The organism is Haladaptatus sp. SPP-AMP-3, assembly GCF_049568665.1.
Lineage (GTDB): Archaea > Halobacteriota > Halobacteria > Halobacteriales > Haladaptataceae > Haladaptatus > Haladaptatus paucihalophilus.
Map to the genome: position 1 here is coordinate 428,705 of NZ_CP145897.1, position 20,885 is coordinate 449,589.

A 20,885-nucleotide genomic window follows, 5' to 3' on the forward strand; every position below is an offset into this window, starting at 1 on the left:
AACTGTTATCTATATCCGACCGGTTAGACCGCGATAATGGACATTGGTGAGCGCATCGAGCGACGACGGGCGACGCCGCCCGCCGCCAACCTCGTCGTCGAGTGGAGTGCACTCAGTCCGGTGACACACGTCTCGAATCCGGTCGGTCGGGGTTCGACCTTGGAGCGATTGCTCGACGCGCTCGACCCCCTCTTTTCCGGGCATCTTCCGCCGAACGTTCACCTTTACGGCCCGACCGGAGCCGGAAAATCCGCGCTCGTCTCCGCGCTGTTCAGTCAACTCGCAACGCAACTGTCCCCCGAGCGCGGGACGATACTGACGACCACTCGGGCCGTCGACGAAGACGGCTTCGACTTCGTGTACATCGACGCACGGGCGGCGAGTACGGCGTTCCGACTGTATCGGGCCGTTCTCGACTCCCTCACCGACGACCACGTGCCCGAACGTGGCGTCGGCACCGGCGTCCTGCAACGAAAGTTGGCGACAGCCGTGAGCCGTTCGAACAAGGTCGTCGTCGCGGTGGACCACGTGGGCGAGGACGAAACGCTCGCCGCCGAGGAGGTGACCGCGCTGTTCGAGGACATGAGCGGGTCGCTCTCCGTGCTTACCATCGGGAGAACTCGCAGTAGGGAAGAGCACGCGCTCGAAATACCGGCCTACAGCACGCACGAACTCACCGACGTCGTCACGGAGCGGGCGTCGCGCGGATTGCGACAGGGCATCCTCGAACACGCCCAAGTGAAGACCATCGCGGAGTGGGCCGAGGGCGACGCCCACGACGCCCTCGCGGCGCTGTTCGGCGCGGTGACGCTCGCGGTCGATGCCGGCGCCGACAGGATTCTGGACGAGTATCTGGAGGCGGCGATGGACGCGGTTCCGCGCGACGGGGTTCCGCTCGGTATCGTCCTCTCCCTTCCCGAGAATCGTCGCCGCGTCCTCGCCGAACTGCTCGAACTCGACGCCGACGCGCGAACGTCGGTCGAAGCCAGCGCCGCCGCCGTCGCCACCGAAACGGACCTCTCCCCCGGCACCGTCACCCGCTACCTCTACGAACTGGCGGAAGCGGGCGTTCTCGAACGGGTCACGACCAGAAACGGGCGGCGGAGCGGACGACAGCCGAGCAGACTCGAACCGCGGTTTCCGACGCTCGCGTTCCGCGCACTCCACGACGATTGACGGGTCTCGGAGCGTCTCGACGGAAACGTTGACGGGGAGTTTCGTTCACGACCCCGGTGAGCCATCGTTGAAGGGGGAACTTTTATAATGAAAGTGTTTGATGTTTACAGCCAATGGCCCTGAACCAGTAAAAATGGGCGGGCCACACTGAATGGTACCGGTCATTCAGCAGCAATCGTACGGAGGCTACCCCAATGAAAACGAACGAAACCTACGTCGGCTCTATCGACCAAGGAACGACAGGCACTCGATTCATGGTGTTCGACCACGCCGGGACGGTGGTCGCGAACGCCTACGAAAAACACGAACAGATATACCCGGAACCCGGATGGGTGGAACACGACCCGCTCGAAATCTGGGAGAACACGCAGTCGGTCATCGAATCCGCGCTCGCGGAGGCGGGCATCGAAGCCGACCAACTCGCCGCGCTCGGCGTCACCAACCAGCGCGAGACGACCTTGCTGTGGGACGCGGAGACCGGCAAACCGGTCCACAACGCCATCGTCTGGCAGGACCGCCGAACGACCGACCGCATCGAACGACTGGAGGAGGACGGCAAAGCCGACGCGGTTCGAGCCAAGACGGGACTCCAACCGGACGCGTACTTCGCGGCGACGAAAGCCGAATGGTTGCTCGACAACGCCGAACCCATCAAGACCCAGCGCGCTCGCCCGGCGGACTTGCGCGACCGCGCCGAGACCGGCGAAATCCTGTTCGGAACCATCGACTCGTGGCTGATATACAACCTGACGGGCGAGCACATCACGGACGTGACGAACGCGTCCCGAACGATGTTGTTCGACATCCACGAGATGGACTGGGACGACGGCCTCTGCGAGGAGTTCCGGGTCCCGCGCGAGATGCTGCCCGAAGTCCGCCCGTCGAGCGACGACGAGACCTACGGCTCGACCGACTCCGACGGGTTCCTCGGCGCGGAAGTCCCGGTCGCGGGCGCGTTCGGCGACCAGCAGGCGGCGCTGTTCGGTCAGACCTGCTTCGACGCCGGGGACGCGAAGAACACCTACGGGACGGGCAGTTTCTTCCTGCTCAACACGGGTAACGAGGCCGTCGAGAGCGAACACGGCCTCCTCACGACCATCGGATTCCAGCGCTCGGGCGAACCCGTACAGTACGCGCTCGAAGGCTCCATCTTCGTCACCGGCGCGGCCATCGAATGGCTCGTGGACATGGACCTCATCGAGGACGCGGCGAAGACCGAGAACCTCGCCAGAAGCGTCGATTCGACGGACGGCGTGTACATGGTCCCGGCGTTCACGGGCCTCGGTGCGCCACACTGGAACCAGCGCGCTCGCGGCACCCTCGTCGGGATGACCCGCGGAACGCGGAAGGAGCACGTCGTTCGGGCGACGCTCGAAGCCATCGCCTACCAGACCCGCGACGTGGCCGAGGCGATGGAGGCCGACAGCGGCATCGAAGTCGAATCCCTCCGCGTGGACGGCGGCGCGGTGAAGAACAACTTCCTCTGTCAGTTGCAGGCCGACATTCTGGGGACGGACATCGTTCGCCCCGTGGTGGACGAGACGACCGCGCTCGGGTCGGCCTACGCCGCCGGACTCGCCGTCGGTTACTGGGAAACGGTGGACGAACTCCGGAACAACTGGCAGGTGGACCGCGAGTTCGAGGTGAACATGGCGAGCGACGAGGCCGACGAGAAGTACAGCCGCTGGCAGGACGCGGTCGAGCGGTCGCTCGACTGGGCGAGCGAAGGTGGTGCCTGAGATGGCCGACCTCTCCTCGCTCTGGGCCCTCGAGATGCTCATCGCCGCCTTCGCTGGCGGCGCGTTCGGCGCGGCGGTCGGCGCGCTCCCGGCGTTCATCTTCACCGGGTTCATGGTCATCGCCGGGGAAGCGGCGAACGTCGTTGGACGCTACGTCGCCGCCGCCGGTCCGGGGAAAGCGAGCGAACTCGGCGCGTTGGGAATCACGGGGACCATCGCGTTCGGTCCCGTGTTCTCGCCTGCCATCAGTTTCGCGGCGGGTGCGGCCGCGGCCGCCTACGCCGCCAAGCGCGGCTACATGGAAACCGGCTTTGACTTCCACGAAGCGAAGAACATCTCGTTCTCGCTGGGGACGAAACCCGACGTACTCGTCGTCGGCGGCGTGTTCGGCGTGTTCGGCTACTGGTTCACCCAGTTGTCCACGATTTTCGCCATGCCCTACGACCCCATCGCGATGGGCGTCGTCCTCTCGGCCGTGCTCCACCGACTCGCGTTCGGCTACAGCATCATCGGCAACGCCAAACAGGGCCTGTTGAACATGTCCCCGTTCGAGTCCGAGGAACGCCGCGTCATCGGCGACGCGGCGGCGGCGGACGGCGGGTCCGCGCAAGCCGACGGCGGGACGGCGAGCGGCCGATTCCTCGTCGAACCGTGGCTCCCCCACCAGTACAAGTGGGCCAACGTGGCGACGCTCGGTCTCGTCGTCGGGATTCTCGGCGCGTACACGGCCTACGAGACGGGCAGTCCGTTCCTCGCGTTCGGCATCAGCGCGGCCAGCCTCGTCTTCCTGAACTGCGGCGTCGAGAAGATGCCCGTCACCCACCATATGAGTCTGCCCGCGAGCACCGCCGCGTTGGCGCTCGCTCCGGCGAGCATGAACATTACAACGGCTTCCCCGGCCGCAATTCAGGCCGAGATTCCGCTCCTGACCGCGCTCGCCGTGGGTGCCGTCTTCGGCCTCGTCTGCGCCCTGTTCGGCGAGGCGTTCCAGCGCGTGTTCTACTCCCACGCCGACACGCACATGGACCCCCCGGCCGCGTCCATCGTCTTCGGCACGTTCCTCGTCGCGGTGTGCGCCATGCTCGGCGTCTTCCCGCAGAGCGCGTGGGTCCCGGCGCTGTAATCCGGGAGCCCGTTTTTCCGAGTTACCGTTTTCGACACCGGTTCTTTTTCATCGAATTCGGGCGACGAGCGACGCCACCCGGAGCGCCTTCGCTCGCGTCCGAGACGACGATAGTTCAACGCCGAAACTAAGTGCCGAACCGACGAATCCCCGGTATGGTTCCGCCCCTCGTTCTCGACATCGACGGCACGATGACTCGCCCGGACGACTCCATCGACCCGCGATTCTTCGACCTCCTACCTCGGTGGGACGCCCCGGTCGTCATCGCCACCGGGAAGGCGTTTCCCTATCCCGTCTCCCTCTGTCACTTCCTGCAGATTCCCGAACTCGTCATCGCCGAGAATGGCGGCATCGTCCTCGTGGACGACGATATCACGCGAAACGGGGACGGCGACGCCGCACGGCGCGTCGCAAACGCGTACGAGGAGGCGGGCTACGAACTCGGTTGGGGAAAAAGCGACCTGACCAACCGCTGGCGCGAAACCGAAATCGCCGTCCGACGCGACCAACCGCTCGGCCCGCTCTCCGAACTCGCCAGCGAGTACGGCCAAGAGGTCGTGGACACGGGGTTCGCCTACCACGTCAAATCCTCCGGCGTCAGCAAGGGCATGGGCATCAAATCCGTCGCCAAACTGCTCGGCCGCGACCCGGAGGAGTTCGTCGCCGTCGGCGATTCGGAAAACGACGTCTCCACCTTCGGCGTCGTCGGCGAGAGCTACGCGGTGGCGAACGCCGACGAGAAGGCCAAACGCGCCGCCGGAACGGTCGTCGAGGAATCCTACTCGGCGGGCACGATTTCGATTCTGGAGGAGATACGCGAGCGGTCCGACGAGTGAGCCGTCGGAATTGGTCGGAACGCCGCCACGAACGAGATAGACAACCTTTTAGGCATGCCTAAATCATTCAGGACAAGAGGCACAATGACGGAAGCCGACATCTGCGTCGTCGTCCCGACGATTCGGGAGTACGAGTGTATGCGGGCGTACTTCGAGAACGCTCGGGAACACGGCTTCGACCTCGACCGACTGCACGTCGTGCTCGTCACGGAGGACTTCTGTGACACCGACGCGATGGCGGCGATGCTCGATTCGGCGGGTGTCTCCGGCGAGGTCTTCGACGGCGCGCGACGCGAGGCGTGGTTCGAAGCGCACGGAATCACCGAGTTCGGTCACCTGATTCCCGACGCCAGCCACGCCCAGACGAGTTTCGGCTTGCTCTACCTCTGGGCGGGCGAATTCGACTACGGATTTTTCATCGACGACGACACGCTCCCGCACCCCGACGACGACTTCTTCGGTCGGCACCTGCGAAACCTCCGGTTCGACGGCGAAATCGAGGCGGTTTCCTCGGACGAGCGATGGGTGAACGTCCTCTATCAGAACGCCGACGAGCACGGACTGTACCCGCGCGGCTACCCCTATTCCGCGATGGACGAGGACATCGAGACGACGGAAGCCACCGTCTCGAACGTCGTCGCCTCGCAAGGACTCTGGACGAACGTCCCCGACTTGGACGCGGTTCGAATCCTGATGGACGGCGACTTGCAAGGGCAGGCCCAGACCCGCACGACAGCGGCGGATTTCGAAGACGACTTCGTGGCCGCGCCCGGCGACTACCTCACCGTCTGCTCGATGAACCTCGCGTTCCGCCGGGCGGTCGTCCCGGCGTTCTACCAATTGCCCATGGACGACAACCCGTGGGGCGTCGGACGGTTCGACGACATATGGAGCGGCGTCTTCCTCAAGCGCGCCTGTGACCTCCTCGGCGCGCGGATATACAACGGCGGCCCGCTCTGTGAGCACAACAAAGCGCCGCGCTCGACGTTCGGCGACCTGCAGAACGAGGTCGCCGGGTTGGAGCTGAACGAACACCTGTGGAAGATAATCGACGACGCCGTGCCCGAGAACTGGGAGACGGACGACGCGGCGGGACGGTGGAACGACGCGGACGCCTACGCCGCCGTCTTCGCGTCGATGGCCGACGAACTCGTCGCGGGCGACTGGTCCGAATACGAAAACGGCGAGTTTTTAACCTTCGTCGGCGAATACATGCACGATTGGTTGGACTGCCTCGACGCGCTCGAATCCGTCCGAGCGCCCGTCCCGGCGGACGACTGACACGACGTCCCGTTCATCGGGTCATCCGTCGTTTTTTCCACCCGCATTCGTCGAGGAATCGCACCTGAACCGGCAGGTATAAACGTTTTAGGCGAGCCTAATTCTAGTTATGAGCGACAACGGTGCCGATAGTGCCGACCGAAGGGGGGTCGGTCGGCGTTCGGTTCTGGCCTCGACGGCGGCAGCGACCGTTTTCGGACTCGCGGGATGCACGTCGTTGCCGGGGACCGGTGGGAACGGTAACGATACGGCGGACGTGAACGAGAGCGACATCATGGGGTCCGGTCCCCTCGTCGAGGACCGCCCGAAACCCGGCGGCACGTCGATGGACGACATGCCCGACCTCTCGGGAAAACTCACCCTCTACCTCGGCGGCGGCGAGGGCGGACTGTACCAGCGTCTCATCGACTACATCGACGGTCGGTATCCGGACCTCGACATCCTCGTCAAGACGGACAGTTCCGCCTCCCTCGCCAACACCATCATCGAGGAGAACAAGGGAAGCGGGAGCAGGGCCGACCTGTTCCTCTCCATCGACGCCGGGTCCCTCGGCGTCGTCGCCGACAGCGGCGCGACGACCGCCCTCCCCCAGAACGTGCTGACGAAGGTCCCCGAACACTACCGCGGTCCCAAGGACAGTTGGGTCGGCATCGAGGGCCGCGCCCGAACCATTCCGTACAACACGGATAAGTTCTCGAAATCGGACATCCCGGACAGCATCTTCGCGCTCCCCGACCAACAGCAGTTCAAGAACGCGATGGGGTGGGCACCGAGTTACGGCGCGTTCCAGTCCTTCGTCACCGCCATGCGCGTGCTCGACGGCGAGAAGAAGACGAAAGCGTGGCTGAAGGGAATGCAAAAACAGGGCGTCACGGAGTACAAGGACGAGTTCCTCGTCTCGAACGCCGTCGCCGACGGCGAAATCGGGGCCGGGTTCGCCAACCACTACTACGCGCTCCGCGTGCAGTCCCAGCGGCCCGACGCCCCCATCGACCTCGCGTTCACGAAGAACGACGCGGGCGCGCTGGTGAACGTCTCCGGCGCGGAGATAATCCAAGGAACGAATCAAAAGGAACTCGCTGGCAACTTCGCCCTCCACCTGCTCTCCTCGGAGGCACAGGAGTTCTTCGCCACGGTCACGCTCGGCTACCCGATGATTTCGGGCGTGAAACCGGTCGGCGGACTGCCCCCCATCGAGGAGCTTCAGCCGCCGGAGATAGACCTCTCGAAGCTTTCGAACGTGCAACCGACGCTGCAGCTGATGCGCGAGGTGGGAGTGTTATAATCGATGGCGACGCGCGACCGACTCCAACGACTGGCCGACTCGAGCGGGGACGACGAGTCGACACCGGTCGGACTGACCCTCGTCAGTGGAGCCGTCGCCGCCGCCGTTCTCTTTCCCGTCCTCTGGCTGGTCGTCCGCGTCCTCGGGATGGACGCGAACCGGATCGTCTCGATGCTGACCCGCGGCGCGACGCTGACGGTGCTTGGGAACAGCGTCGCCCTCATCGTCGCCGTCACGGCCGGGTCGATTCTCATCGGCGTCCCGCTCGCCGTGTTGACCGTCCAGACGGACCTGCCGTTCCGGCGGTTCTGGACCGTCGTCGGCGCGCTCCCGCTCGTCGTCCCCAGCTACATCGGCGCGTTCGCGTTCGTTTCGGCGTTCGGACCGCAAGGTGAACTCGCCGACGCACTCGCGCCGCTCGGCGTCGAATCGATTCCGTCGATGTATGGCTTCTTCGGGGCGGCGCTCGTCCTGACGCTGTTCACCTACCCCTACGTCTTCCTGACGACGCGGGCCTCGCTGCTCTCGTTCGACGACACGCTGGTCGAGGCGGCCCGCACCCTCAACCACTCGCGTTGGGAGGCGTTCAAGCGCGTCACCATGCCCCAGATTCTTCCCGGTATCGCCGCCGGGTCCCTCCTCGTCGCGCTGTACGCCCTCTCCGACTTTGGAACGCCGACCATCATGCACTTCGAGGTGTTCACCCAGCAAATTTACGTTCAGTACAACGCGTGGGGTCGGGACTTCGCGTCGCTGCTCTCGTTGCAACTCGTCGCCGTCACCGTCGTCATCCTCGCGCTGGAATCGCGCATCAACGCCGGAACCAACGGCGGCAGTAGCGGTTCGAACCGCTCGGCGGTCATCGAACTCGGCGCGTGGCGCTACCCGGCGCTGTTGTTCAGCAGCGCCGTCGCGGTCCTCTGTCTGGTCGTCCCGCTGGGCATGCTCGTCTTCTGGATGCTCCGGGCCGACCCGACCTACGGGTCGAGTTCCTTCGCCTTCCACTGGGAGTACGCGTGGAACTCCGTCGGCGTCTCAGGCATGGCCGCCATCTTCGGCGTGCTCGCCGCGATTCCGGTCGCGTACCTCTCGGCCCGCCACCGCTCGACCGTAGCGACCGTCCTCGACCGGGCGACCTACGTCGGCTACGCCGTGCCCGGAATCGTCTTGGGGCTGGCCCTCGTCTCGTTCGGGTCGGCGTACGCGCCAGCACTCTACCAGACGATTCCGCTGCTCGTCTTCGCCTACATCGTCCGGTTCCTGCCCCAAGCGGTCGGCACCGTCCGCTCGTCGGTGCTCCAAGTGAACCCGAAACTGACGGAGGCGGCCCAGACGCTCGGCTACTCGCCCGGCGCGGCGTTCCGCAAGGTGACGCTCCCGCTCATCGCGCCCGGCGTCGCGGCGGGCGCGGCGCTGGTGTTCCTAACGACGATGAAGGAACTCCCGGCGACGCTCCTGCTCCGCCCGCCGGAGTTCGAGACGTTCGTCACCTACATCTGGAAGGTGCAGGGCGCGGGCCACTACGGAAAGGCCGCGATTCCCGCGCTCATACTGGTCGGTATCTCCGGCCTCTCGCTGCTCATCATCATCAAACAGGAGGACTACGATGTCAAATAGCACGCTCCGCTCGCCATCGACCGACGACGAATCGCCCACGACGACCGACGAAACCGGCGCGGAACCGGACGCGGTGCTCGAACTCGATACCGTCGTCAAGGAGTACGGCCACGAAACCGCGGTCGAAAGCCTCTCGCTCGACGTTCGTGAGGGCGAACTGCTCACCATGCTCGGTCCGTCCGGCTGTGGCAAGACGACCACGCTCCGGATGATGGCCGGACTCGAACGCCCGGACGACGGCGAGATTCGACTCCGCGGGAAGCGAATCTCCGGCGACGAGTTCGTCGAACCCGAGAACCGCGACGTGGGCATCGTCTTTCAGGACTTCGCCCTCTTTCCCCACCTCACGGTCGCGGAGAACATCGCCTTCGGCCTGACCGAGGCGGACGAAATGGAAACCGAGGAGCGCGTGTCCGAACTGCTCGAACTCGTCGGACTGGAGAGCCACCGCGACCGCACCCCCGACCAGCTTTCGGGCGGACAACAACAGCGGGTCGCGCTCGCGCGGTCGCTCGCCCCCGAACCGGAAATTCTCCTGTTGGACGAACCGTTCTCGAACCTCGACGTGAAACTCCGCGTCGAGATGCGCGAGGAGGTCCGCGCCATCCTCAAGGAAGCGGGCGTCACGGCCGTCTCCGTCACCCACGACCAGGAGGAAGCGCTCTCCATCAGTGACCGCGTGGCCGTGATGAACGGCGGACAGATAGAACAGGTCGGTCGGCCCGAGATGGTCTTCGAACACCCCGAATCGCGGTTCGTCGCCAGCTTCCTCGGACAGGCGGGATTCGTCTCGGGGCGACTGGGCGACGGCCGCGTGGACACGGCGCTCAGGACGTTCGACGCCGACCAACTCGAAGGCCTGACCGAGGAGTACGACGGCGCGGTCGTGGACGTGCTCGTCCGCCCCGACGACCTCCGAGCACGGGCGACCGAGGGCGACGCCGCGGACGGCCACATCGTCCACCGCCAGTACACCGGCCCGTCGTTCGTCTACCACGTCGAACTCGGTTCGGGCGAACTCGTCTACTGCCAGCACAACCACGTCAAGGACTTCGAAATTGGACAACCCGTGGACGTCGAACTGATGGCCGACCACACGCTCGCGTGGTACCCGTCCGAGTGAGATGACGGCGCGACGGCGCACGCGAGACGGCATCGTCGCCCTGTCGATACTCGCCGCCGTCGTCACGTTTCTCGTCGCCACGAAACTCTTTCCGTACCACTCCCTCAATCACGACGAGGGCGTCTACCTTCAGCAGGCCGCGATGCTGCTGGACGGTAAACTCTTCCTGCACCCGCCCGTCCCCGATGCGTTCCGTCCGTGGTTTTTCGTCCGCGACGCGAGCGGACTGTATCCCAAGTACGCACCCGTCCCGGCGGCCATGTTCGCGCTCGGAGAACTGTTCGGGCACGTCCGCCTCTCGTTGGCGCTCGTCGCCGCCGGAAACGTCGCGCTCGTCGCGCTCGTCGCCACCCAAGCGTTCGAACGCCGGACGGGACTCCTCGCCACCGTCCTGTTTTTCGCCTCCCCGCTGTTCCTCGTGGACTCCGCCGTCTTCCTGCCCTACGCGCCGACGACGTTCTGGAACCTGCTGTTCGCCTTCGCGTACTTCCGCTCCGCTCGAACGGAGCGAAACTCGTACGCCGTGCTCGCGGGGGCGGCCGTCGGCATCGCGTTCTTCTCCCGTCCCTACACCGCGCTCCTCTTCGCCCTGCCGTTCGTCGCTCACGCCCTCTATTCGCTTCGCTCGACGCGGTTCGACCGCACGGCCGTCGTGCGACTGGGAACCGTGGCGGCGGTCGGGTCCCTCGGCGTGGTCGTCGCGCTCGGCTACAACGCCGCGGTCACCGGGTCCCCGCTCGTCTTCCCCTACGAAGCCTTCGCGCCGCTCGACGGTCTCGGGTTCGGCCATCGGAAACTGCTCGGATACGAACAGCGGTACACGGTTAGGCTCGCGTTACGGTCGAATTTGGCCGTCGTTTCGGACCTGTTCGTCAACTGGGTCGCGGGCGGTCCCCTCGGAACCGCGCTGGCGCTCGTCGGGGTCCTCGCGGGCGTCCGTTGGACTCGGCCGAGCGACTGGGGGGCGGAGTTCTCGCAAAATCAAGCGCGTGCGGTGCTCGCCGGACTCGTTCCGTCCGTCGTGCTGGGCAACGTCTACTTCTGGGGCAATCGCAACATCGCGGGCACGATTTCCGACCCGGGCGACGGGTTGATTCACTTCTTCGGTCCGTACTACCACTTCGACCTGCTCCTGCCGACGGCTGCGTTCGGCGCGTTCGGGGCCGTCGTCGCGGCGCGTTGGCTCCGCGGGCGGGTCGAATCCTCCCTGTCGCCAAGCCGGGCGAAACCCGCCGTCGTCGCCTTGCTCGTCCTCTCGACGGTCGTCTTCGGTGGCGTAACCGCGGCGGTGGCGACGTCGCCGTACCGGGCGAACGCGACCGTCACCGACCAGTATCGCGCGGCGTACTCGCCCGTCGAGAACCGGTCGTTCGACGACGCGCTCGTCTTCGTGCCGACGACGTACGGAAACTGGCTGAACCACCCGTTCCAGGCGTTCCGCAACGACCCGGACTTCGGCGGCCCCGTCGTCTACGCGCTCGACGGTCCGAACCGCTTCGACGTCGTGGACGCGTACCCGAACCGCACGCTGTACCGATACGTCTATCGCGGGCAGTGGGCACCCGACGGCGGCGAAGCGGTCGAGCCGCGACTCCAACGAGTCCGGGAGGTTCGCGGGGGGTCGGTGTCGCTGACGACGACCGCCGGACTTCCGCGGTCGGTCGGGTCGGCGTCGATTCGCCTCGCGTCCGACTCGGGAAGCGGCTACTACGTCGTCGAGGGCGACCGCTCGGCCCGCTTCCGACTCGTCGTTTCGGACGGACGCGCACGGCTGGTCGGGGCGAACGTCAGCGCCGTCGGCGACGGCGCGGCGGTTCCGGTCGGCGAAACCGATACCGTCGCGGTCGAGATGTACGTGGAAAACGCCGAAGGAACCGGCTTCTCCTATCTCCTTCGACTACCGGTCGAACGACGCGACGGGTCGGTTCGGGCGCTGACTCCGTACGAAGGAGTCTGTCGCGTGGCACGAACCTGCGGCGGCGAGGGGACCGCGTACCTCCCGAACGAGACGGCACCCGGCGTCTCGCTCGAAACGCGGTTGCGCGGGACCGAATAACGGCCCTCGTGGCACGTCGAAATCGCACCGTTCGAACCGATTTTCCTATTTATTTCGAGTCCCCTCCGGAAAGTTATAGGACGAATAAGAACGTACTTTCGACAGAGATGGAGTTCGCACCGAAAGTCACCGTTCTCGCGGTCATTCTCGCGCTCGTCGTCGCCATCATCGCCGACGAGGCGTCCCACAGCGTGCCGCTTGCGATGCTCGTTTTGCTCGCGGTCGGGCTCTTCCTCCCGCTTTTCGTCGCCGAGCGTCTCAAACGAGGCGGGGGATGAACGACCGCTCGTCCAGACACACTTCGACGATGGATTTCGCTATCTCCGCGCCGCCCGATAGCGGGTCGAGTTTCGTTTCCCCCAATCGCTCGTCGTAGTCGATGGGGAGTTCGTGGATCCGATAGCCGCGCATCAGGGGACGGATGAGCAGTTCGGCGGAGAGCCCCGTGTTTTCGGTCCACTCGATTTCTCCGATCACGTCGCGCCGGTAGGCGCGCATCCCCGTCGTCGTATCGTGAACGCGCCTGCCCATCAGAACCGAGGCGAGCGCCGCGAACGCGCGGTTCCCCCAGCGGTTCACCGTCGGCATCTCCGCCGCGCCGTGGTAGAGTCGGTCGCCGCTCACCACGTCGTAGCCCTCGTTGATAAGAGAGAGAAATTCCGGCAGTTGCTCCATGGGATAGGTGCCGTCACAGTCGGTCGTAACGACGACCGGCCGGTCCGGCGCGAGCAAGGCGGCCCTCACCGCGACGCCGTATCCTCGCGGTCGCTGTCGAATGACGCGAGCGCCGTGCTCCTCGGCGATCTCCGGCGTTCGGTCGGACGACCCATCGACGCACACGACCTCCGCCTTCCCGTACGTCGCGCGCTCGATGTCGGAAAGCACCGACCCGACGGCGGCCTCCTCGTTGTACGTCCCCATGACGACGCTCACGTCCTCGAAGGTGAAGCCGTCGTTCCGCGATTCGCGTTGCATCTACGTCCCGCTAAACGGGGGTCGAACTTGAGTTTTTAGGTTTGCCAAAATATCGGGGTCGTCCGAACGTTCGGTTCGGCGAAAACGTATAAACCTCGGTACACCGGTTGTGCGCGTATGGTCGACGTCAGCGGTCACTTGGCGATGGCACTGTTGTTCGCCGCCCCTGCGTGGCTTCTCTGGGGTCGGCGGGGAAGTCTCACGTTCGCCGGGTTTACGCTCGTGACCGCGATGCTCCCCGACACCGACCTCGTGCTTCGGCGCGTGTTCCCGACAGTGCACCACCACGGCGTGACGCACACGATACTCTTCATCACCGTCGCCAGCGTCGTCACCGGTGCACTCGCGGCACGGTTGCTCACCGACCACTTCGAAGCCAATCGATGGGTGCGAAGCGACACCATCCGGGAGGAAACCGTGTTCGTGTTCGCGACAGCCGGATTTCTGACGGGCGGGATGAGTCACATCTTCGCCGACCTCCTCTCGGCACCGGACATCGCCCCACCGCTAACGCCGCTCTGGCCGCTGTACGCCGAGCCGATTATCGTCGACGTCATCTACTACGACTCGGTGGTGTGGAACTTCGGACTGCTGGCTGTCGCGCTCGCCGTCCACTTCGCGCTTTTTCGCTCCGAGCGCTCGCCCATCGAGACGGCCTATAGAATCGGCGACGCGTAGAGACGAACGGTCGAATTCCGTTGACTGGCGACGGGGGCACCCGCACGGTTATGTCCCTCGCTACCGTCCCTTCCTGTGGTATGGATGGCAAGAAACTGCTGATGATAGTCGGCGATTTCGGCGAGGATTACGAGATAATGGTACCGTTTCAAGCCCTGCAGGCGGTCGGCCACGAGGTCGATGCGGTGTGTCCCAAAAAGGAAGAGGGAGACACGGTAAAGACGGCCGTTCACGACTTCCGCGGCGACCAGACCTACATGGAGAGTCGCGGCCACAACTTCGCGCTCACGGCGTCGTTCGACGACATCGACCCGACGGAGTACGACGGACTCGTCCTACCGGGCGGTCGAGCGCCGGAGTACCTCAGGACGTACGACGAGGTTCTCGAAGCGGTTCGACACTTCACCGACGAGGACAAGCCCATCGCCGCCATCTGCCACGCGGCCCAGATTCTCGCGGCGGCGGACGTCATCGAAGGGCGGACGTGTGCCGCGTACTCCGCGCTGGAAGCCGACGTCGAGGGCGCGGGTGGCGAGTACTACGACGGCGTGACGACCGACGGTAACCTCGTTTCTGGGCGCGATTGGGGCGACCACGTGGAGTGGTTGTCACAGTTCCTCGACGTCCTCGGAACGAACGTCGAGCACGGCGAACCGGTCACAGCCGACGACTGAAGTCACGACTGGCGGTTCTCTTCGCAAAAATTCGACAAGTGGTCGATTTTCGTAACGCTCGTACTGAAAAATGGCGATTCGTGGGAGAGGAGCTTATGACGATGAGTTGCCGCCGCCGGTCGTCGTCGTCCCTCCACCACCACCACTACCTCCGAGGTTAGTGCTGAGCAGGTTGAGCGTGCTGCTGAAGACGGACGCGCCACCACTGAGTCGGCGCGTGTCGCCTTGGCTCAGCGAGAGTCCATCTCCGAAGAGGAAGGTGGTGATCTGTGCGTCGCTTCCGCCGTCCTGCCCGAGCAGGTAGCGGATGACGTAGCCGTTGTAGTTGTCCGGCTGACTGATTTCCGGCACGTTGCCACCGCCTGGGCGTTGGAGCAACCGAACCGTCGTCGCCTTCTCCAGTGAGTTCTCGACCCGGAACTGGACGTTCGGGTGGTAATCGTAAGTGTAGACCAACACGTTCTGGTTCTGTGCCGCGGCGGTCCCGGCACTCCCCAATCCCAGCGCGAGCGCACCTGTCGCGAGTGCGCCTTTCTTCATGAACGAGCGTCGGTCTTCCGATTCGACGTGTTCTTGTGTGTCACTTTCGGTCATCTCTACCTCGCATCCAGTCTATGCCGGACTCGCTGATAAAGGGCAGAGACGTTTCAGTTTGCCAATCATATCCTACTGGCCGCCTGTCGGTGAGGTTCTACGTTATCGCGGCGATAGTGTAGGTTACGGGGCGTTTGGGAGGCCCTGAATCGAGTCTCGCTCGGTGGCGACCGGCGGAAAGTGACGAGAAAGAGAGGGATTCGGACGTCGAACGCTCGGGCCGTAACTGGTCGTGTCGATTCACGTAGCCAGCAGGCCTAAGTGAAATCTCGTGATACGCGTATGGGGTGTGTTATTCAATGTGTCGTCGCACTATTCGCCATAAGGAAACGGCCGTAGAGGACCACAGTTCGGGGGACGTATGAGCACCGACCCCATCTGGGAGAACTCACGCGACGAGGGCGGACCGGACCTTCCGCTGAACGAGTACATCGAGACGGGGACGGCGAACGACCCGGACGTCGGTTCGGCCGACCGCGCCGCCATCACCGTCGATGGCGAGACGGTGACGGTCGAGGAAGGGGCGACGCTGCTCGATGCGGTCGAAGCGGCCGAGACGGACGGCTACGTCCCGGCGCTCTGTTCCTACGACGAGGACGAACGAATCGGACCGCGTTCGGAATGCCGAACGTGCGTAGTCGAGACGGACGAACACGGCGTCGTTCCGTCCTGTAGTTTCCCCGCGGAGGACGGCCTGACGGTCCGAACCGACGCCGAGGAAGCGGCGAACGCCCGCGACGTCAACCTCGATTTGGTGCTCTCGGACCACAACCTCCGCTGTACGACCTGCGGGAAGAACGGTCGCTGTGACCTGCAAGACGTCTCCATCGAGAACGACGTGGTGGAACCCCGCTACGGCGTGTTCGACGACCGCGACCAGTACGAACCCATCGACGAATCCTCGCCGTTCATCCAGATAGACCGGAACAAGTGTATCCTCTGTAACCGCTGTGTCGAGGCCTGCAACGACGTGCAGGTCGAGGGCGTCCTCCGCATGGAGGGCAACGCAGGCGAGACGCGAATCGGCTTCCAGAACGGGGCCGAGACGATGATGGAATCCACGTGCGTCTCCTGTGGCCACTGCGCCACCGTCTGCCCGACGGGAGCGCTCGTCGAACAGGACATGACCGACATCGCCACGATTCCGGTGCCCGGGTTCAACCAGCACAACAGCATCGGCAAGAGCGTCGGCGGGGACTACGAGCACCAACCTCGGCAGATGACGCCGATGAAGGAGGAACGAAAGGGGCGCAAAGGAGGTGCGGAATCCGACGATGACTAACGAAACACCGGGAACGAAAGGCGCGGAGGACGACACCGAAAAGGAAGGCGTCGCGGGCTTCATGGCCCGAGCGAAAGAACAGGCCCAAACCGCGGGGGAGAAGATGGGTAAAAGCGACGCGTTCGAACCGCTCGAACACGTCGCCGAGAGTTTCGCCGCGAACACCATGTCGGAGGGTCGGCTGTTCGACATGGCCGACGCGTTGAGCGACTACCGCCTGAACGAGGTGGACGTCACCGACACGACGTGTGGCTACTGCGCCGTCGGCTGTCGGTTCGACATCTACTCGAAGGACGGCGAAGTGCTCGGCGTGCGTCCGAACCCCGAGAAAGCGCCGATAAACGGCATCTCGACGTGCGTGAAGGGCAAGTTCGGATACAAGTACGCCGACAGCGAGGACAGGCTGACGCAACCCCTCGTCAAGGAGGACGGCGGGTTCCGGGAAGCGTCGTGGGAGGAAGCGCTCGACCGGGTGGCGGACGGGCTGAAGGAGATTCAGGACGAGCACGGGCGAAACGGACTGAGCCTCGTCTCGTCGTCGAAGACGACGAACGAGGCGAACTACCTGATGCAGAAGTTCGCCCGGCAGGTGCTCCGGACGAACAACATCGACAACTGCAACCGGCTCTGTCACTCCCCGACCGTCTCGGGCCTGTCGCAAACGGTCGGGTTCGGTGCCGGGTCGGTCGGTACCGACGCCTTCGAAAACACGGACTGCTATCTCATCACAGGGTCGAACACGACGGAGGCCCACCCCGTATTGGCGACCCGCATCAAGCAGAACGTCAGGGACAACGACGCGGACATGTTCGTCTTCGACCCGCGCAAAATCCAGATGGCGCAGTTCGCCACGCAGTACACCCGAATCAAACCGGGCTACGATACCGTCTGGATAAACGGGCTGATCCGACACATCATCGAGAACGACCTCCACGACGAGGAATTCATCGAGGAGCGAACTGTCGGGTTCGCGGAGGTCAAGGAGGGCGTCGAGAAGTTCACGCCCGAGTACGTCGAGGAGAAAGCGGGCGTCCCGCCCGAGGAACTGAAACGCGCGGCCGAAACCATCGCCGAGGCGGATTCGTGTACGTTCTGCTGGACGCTCGGCCTGACCGAGCACAGCCACGGCACGGAGAACATCATCTCGATGGCGAACCTCGCGCTCGTGACCGGTCACGTCGGAACCGAAAAGTCCGGCCTCGCGCCGTTCCGCGGCCAGAACAACGTGCAGGGCGGCGGCGGCGACATGGGACCGGTTCCCGGGAACTTCCCGGGGTATCAGAAGGTGACGAACGACGACGCGCGCGAGAAGTTCGAGGAAGCCTACGGAGTGGACCACCTCCCCGATCACGAGGGGCACACCATAACCGAACAGTTCCTCGCCGCCGACCGCGGCGAGATTCGGGGGATGTTCATCCAAGGCGAGAACGTGGTGTACTCGGAACCGAACGTCAGCCACGCGGGGGAAATCCTCGACGACTTGGAGTTCCTCGCAGTCCAAGACATCTTCCTCACGGACTCCGCGAAGCACGCGGACGTCGTGTTGCCCGCGAACTCCCCGGTCGAAACGAACGGGACGTACACGAGTTCGACGCGCCACGTCCAACTCGTCAAGCGGGCCATCGATCCGCCCGGAAACGCGAAACCCGACTGGGTTATCACGCAGGAACTCGCCGAGCGGTTCGGCTACGAGTGGGGCTTTCGCAACCCGAGCGAGATAATGGACGAAATCAACGACCTGACACCGATTTACGGCGGCATCACGCACGAGCGCCTCGAAACCGAGGGGAGCATCCCGTGGCCGTGCTGGGACGAGGACCATCCCGGGACGCCCCACCTGTACATGGAGGAGTTCAACACCGACGACGGGAAGGCCCACATGTTCCCGACCGATTCATCGGGACCGGTCGAGTCGGACATGGAGGACGAGGCGTTCCCGCTGGCAATGACGACCGGCCGCGTCCTCTACCAGTATCACACCGGGACGATGACCAACCGGGAGTCCGGAATCCGGTCGTACACGGACGAGTTGTTCGTCGAAATCCACCCCGATACCGCGGACGAACTCGGCATCTCGGACGGACAGGAGGTCGAAGTCACGTCCCGGAAGGGGTCGATAACCGCCCTCGCACAGGTCACGGAGCGAACCGGCGGCGACGTCGTTTTCGTTCCGATGCACTACTTCGGCAAGGGCGACGTCGCGAACGAACTCACCGACGAGGAGCACCTCGACCCGCAAGCCCACGTGCCGGAGTACAAGGTTACCGACGTTCGGGTGTCACCGACGGGCGAGGGTGAACGAACGGAGGCGCAGAAAGCCGCGGCGGAAGGGGACGACTGACCGAAACGACGACAACCAACACACCATGCCAGACAATCCAACCGCGACCGACCACGAGTGCCAGTTCTGTCACGAAACGTTCGACAGCGAGAGAGAGCTCCGCGAACACATCAGCGAACACCATTCCACGACATGAAACGCTCGTACACCGTCAAACGGCTGCTCGGCATCGACAACGGTCTCGTCGGGGTCGAAAACGACCGCGAACACGACGTTCACGAGTGTACCGTCTGCGGGGCGCAGTTCGAGACGACTGCGCTCAGGTGTCCGGAGTGTGGCAGTCACCTCTTCCGGACGAAAACCGTCGTTCCGAACGCGCTGGTCACCCTGCTCGTCATCGTGGCGCTCGCGGGAGTGGGTGCCGCGTACAACGTCCTCGAAGGCGACGTCCCGAAGGGATGAGCGGAACGGACCCCGAGGAGACGGTCGAGAGCGTCTGTCCGTGCTGTTCGGTCGGCTGTCGCGTCCGATACAGCGACCGGCGGGACGGCGCTGTGGGGTGCGACGGCGCGCCCGTCAACGAGGAGGGGCGGCTCTGTCGAAACGGAATCGACGCCTTCGACGGGCTGAACGCCGACGACCGACTTACCGACCCGCTGGTTCGAGAGGGGGGAACACTCGTATCCGCGACGTGGGAGGAGGCGTTCGACCGAATCGAAGCCGAGTTCGAAACCGTTCTCGACGACCGCGGACCGGACGCGCTCGCGTTCTTCGGCGCGCCGCGCTGTACCAACGAGGAGAACTACCTCCTCCAGAAACTCGCTCGCGTCCTCGGCACGAACAACGTCGATAACCGGGCGCGAATCTGCCACGGGTCGGTGGTCTCGGCGATGGTCGAGCGGTTGGGGTCGCCGGGCATGACCAACACGCTCTCGGATTTGACCGAGGCGGACCTGTTCCTCGTCGTCGGCGCGAACCCGGCCGCCCAGCAACCCATCGCCTTCAACTCGTATCTTCGCCCGGCGGTCAACGACGGCGCGACGTTGATTCACGTCGAACCGGACGCCAACGAGACGACGCGACTCGCCGACGCGCACGTCGCGCCGACCCCCGGTACCGATGCGCTGTTCGTGAACGCCGTCACCGCCGAACTCCTCGGCCGGGGGTTACAAGACGAGGCGTTCATCGCCGAGCGGACGACGAACTTCGAGTCGTTCGCCGAATCGCTGGCGTCGCTCTCTCCCGACGAGTGCGCCGAGCGAACCGGCGTCGATGCCGAGCGGATTCGCCACATCGCGGAACGATTCGGCCGCGCCGACCGCGCCGCCGTCCTCGTCGGAACGGGAGCGGAGGAAGACGACCACGAGGGAACCGAGACGGCGGATGCGCTCATCGACCTCCTCCTCGTGACGGGCAACATCGGCAGGCGCGGGACGGGGATGAACCCCCTGCGCGGCCTCACCAACGAACAGGGGGCGAACGACGTCGGCTGTCGTCCCTCGACGCTTCCGGGCTTTCGTCCCGTGACCGACGCCGACGCGCGGTCGGCGGTGGCCGAGGAGTGGGGCGCGGCCCCACCCTTGCGTCCCGGCCGCTCGGAACTCGACGCGGTTCGCGCGTTCGGCGACGCGATTCGCGGCGCGTACGTCGTCGGCGAGAATCCCGCCGTGAGCAAACGGGCCACGCAGTCGGTCGCCCGGTCGCTCGAGTCGCTCGACTTCCTGCTCGTGCAGGAGGCGTTCCCGACCGAGACGGCCGAACACGCGGACGTCGTGCTTCCGGCGAGCCTCTGGGCCGAAAAGGGCGGAACGGTGACGAACCTCGACCGGCAGGTACAGCGGATGCGTCCGATGACCGCGCCGCCGGAGGGCGTTCGACGCGACCTCGACATCCTCCTCGAAATCGGCCGACGGCTGACAGACGTTCGGTTCGACTACGACGACCGAGAGGAGGTGTTCGACGAACTCACGCGCGTCAATCCACTGTACGCGGGGATGTCGTACGAGGGAATCGGTCACGAAAGTCAGCGCTGGCCGTTACCCGACGATGCGGAGGAAGGGACCGGGATTCTGCACGAGGAGCGGTTTCGAACGGGCGAGCGGCGAACGGCGTTCGTGCCGGTCGAAGCCGTCCCGACTCGCGTCTCCGCGCACCGCGACTGACGA

General features: G+C 64.8%; 18 protein-coding genes. 16 read left to right on the forward strand and 2 right to left on the reverse strand.

Annotated elements, in window-relative coordinates; genetic code table 11:
* Nucleotides 1–36 precede the first annotated feature (36 nt).
* The 10 genes from V5735_RS02710 to V5735_RS02755 all read left to right on the forward strand — a co-directional run bounded on the left by V5735_RS02710 (nucleotide 37) and on the right by V5735_RS02755 (nucleotide 12,514).
* Nucleotides 37–1,176, forward strand: coding sequence for a Cdc6/Cdc18 family protein (locus tag V5735_RS02710; protein ID WP_423744956.1), 1,140 nt, complete (start codon nucleotides 37–39; stop codon nucleotides 1,174–1,176).
* Nucleotides 1,177–1,370: 194 nt separating this feature from the next.
* The gene (gene glpK / locus V5735_RS02715) at nucleotides 1,371–2,915 is read left to right on the forward strand and encodes a glycerol kinase GlpK (protein ID WP_423744957.1); all 1,545 of its coding nucleotides are present in this window, start codon (nucleotides 1,371–1,373) and stop codon (nucleotides 2,913–2,915) included.
* Nucleotide 2,916: 1 nt separating this feature from the next.
* Nucleotides 2,917–4,038, forward strand: coding sequence for a hypothetical protein (locus tag V5735_RS02720; protein ID WP_423744958.1), 1,122 nt, complete (start codon nucleotides 2,917–2,919; stop codon nucleotides 4,036–4,038).
* A 155-nt stretch (nucleotides 4,039–4,193) separates the two neighbouring features.
* The gene (locus V5735_RS02725) at nucleotides 4,194–4,874 is read left to right on the forward strand and encodes an HAD hydrolase family protein (protein WP_423744959.1); all 681 of its coding nucleotides are present in this window, start codon (nucleotides 4,194–4,196) and stop codon (nucleotides 4,872–4,874) included.
* An 84-nt stretch (nucleotides 4,875–4,958) separates the two neighbouring features.
* The gene (locus tag V5735_RS02730; protein ID WP_423744960.1) at nucleotides 4,959–6,155 is read left to right on the forward strand and encodes an alpha-1 4-glucan-protein synthase; all 1,197 of its coding nucleotides are present in this window, start codon (nucleotides 4,959–4,961) and stop codon (nucleotides 6,153–6,155) included.
* A 109-nt stretch (nucleotides 6,156–6,264) separates the two neighbouring features.
* Nucleotides 6,265–7,440 (forward strand): ABC transporter substrate-binding protein, encoded by a 1,176-nt coding sequence (locus V5735_RS02735; RefSeq protein ID WP_423744961.1) that lies wholly within the window; start codon nucleotides 6,265–6,267, stop codon nucleotides 7,438–7,440.
* A 3-nt stretch (nucleotides 7,441–7,443) separates the two neighbouring features.
* Entirely contained in the window at nucleotides 7,444–9,057 is a 1,614-nt protein-coding gene (locus V5735_RS02740; protein WP_423744962.1) for an ABC transporter permease, read from the forward strand.
* Nucleotides 9,047–10,180, forward strand: coding sequence for an ABC transporter ATP-binding protein (locus V5735_RS02745; protein WP_423744963.1), 1,134 nt, complete (start codon nucleotides 9,047–9,049; stop codon nucleotides 10,178–10,180). Before V5735_RS02740 ends, V5735_RS02745 begins: the two co-directional genes overlap by 11 nt.
* Before the next feature lies 1 nt (nucleotide 10,181).
* On the forward strand, nucleotides 10,182–12,236 hold the full coding sequence (locus V5735_RS02750; protein ID WP_423744964.1) for a glycosyltransferase family 39 protein: 2,055 nt from the start codon (nucleotides 10,182–10,184) through the stop codon (nucleotides 12,234–12,236).
* Nucleotides 12,237–12,343: 107 nt separating this feature from the next.
* Nucleotides 12,344–12,514, forward strand: coding sequence for a hypothetical protein (locus V5735_RS02755; protein ID WP_423744965.1), 171 nt, complete (start codon nucleotides 12,344–12,346; stop codon nucleotides 12,512–12,514).
* On the opposite strand, the gene V5735_RS02760 is transcribed toward V5735_RS02755, so the two are convergent.
* Complete coding sequence (locus V5735_RS02760) at nucleotides 12,495–13,211, reverse strand: dolichyl-phosphate hexose transferase (RefSeq protein WP_423744966.1); 717 nt, start codon at nucleotides 13,209–13,211, stop codon at nucleotides 12,495–12,497. The two genes, V5735_RS02755 and V5735_RS02760, sit on opposite strands and share 20 nt — an antisense overlap.
* Before the next feature lie 117 nt (nucleotides 13,212–13,328).
* Between V5735_RS02760 and V5735_RS02765 the strand changes: the two genes are divergently transcribed.
* Nucleotides 13,329–13,889, forward strand: a complete 561-nt coding sequence (locus tag V5735_RS02765; RefSeq protein WP_423744967.1) for a metal-dependent hydrolase — start codon at nucleotides 13,329–13,331, stop codon at nucleotides 13,887–13,889.
* An 80-nt stretch (nucleotides 13,890–13,969) separates the two neighbouring features.
* Nucleotides 13,970–14,563: a DJ-1/PfpI family protein gene (locus tag V5735_RS02770; protein WP_423744968.1), complete on the forward strand. Its 594-nt coding sequence runs from the start codon at nucleotides 13,970–13,972 to the stop codon at nucleotides 14,561–14,563.
* Nucleotides 14,564–14,656: 93 nt separating this feature from the next.
* On the opposite strand, the gene V5735_RS02775 is transcribed toward V5735_RS02770, so the two are convergent.
* A complete protein-coding gene (locus V5735_RS02775) occupies nucleotides 14,657–15,157 on the reverse strand; it encodes a hypothetical protein (protein ID WP_423744969.1) in 501 nt (166 codons plus the stop codon).
* Nucleotides 15,158–15,518: 361 nt separating this feature from the next.
* On the opposite strand from V5735_RS02775, the gene V5735_RS02780 reads away from it, so the two are divergent.
* The 4 genes from V5735_RS02780 to V5735_RS02795 all read left to right on the forward strand — a co-directional run bounded on the left by V5735_RS02780 (nucleotide 15,519) and on the right by V5735_RS02795 (nucleotide 20,882).
* Nucleotides 15,519–16,439: a 2Fe-2S iron-sulfur cluster-binding protein gene (locus V5735_RS02780; protein ID WP_423744970.1), complete on the forward strand. Its 921-nt coding sequence runs from the start codon at nucleotides 15,519–15,521 to the stop codon at nucleotides 16,437–16,439.
* Nucleotides 16,432–18,780 (forward strand): formate dehydrogenase subunit alpha, encoded by a 2,349-nt coding sequence (gene fdhF, locus V5735_RS02785; protein WP_423744971.1) that lies wholly within the window; start codon nucleotides 16,432–16,434, stop codon nucleotides 18,778–18,780. Before V5735_RS02780 ends, fdhF begins: the two co-directional genes overlap by 8 nt.
* 132 nt (nucleotides 18,781–18,912) lie before the next feature.
* A complete protein-coding gene (locus V5735_RS02790) occupies nucleotides 18,913–19,182 on the forward strand; it encodes a hypothetical protein (RefSeq protein ID WP_423744972.1) in 270 nt (89 codons plus the stop codon).
* Nucleotides 19,179–20,882: a molybdopterin oxidoreductase family protein gene (locus V5735_RS02795; protein ID WP_423744973.1), complete on the forward strand. Its 1,704-nt coding sequence runs from the start codon at nucleotides 19,179–19,181 to the stop codon at nucleotides 20,880–20,882. The genes V5735_RS02790 and V5735_RS02795 overlap by 4 nt, the downstream gene beginning before the upstream one ends.
* Nucleotides 20,883–20,885: the final 3 nt, after the last annotated feature.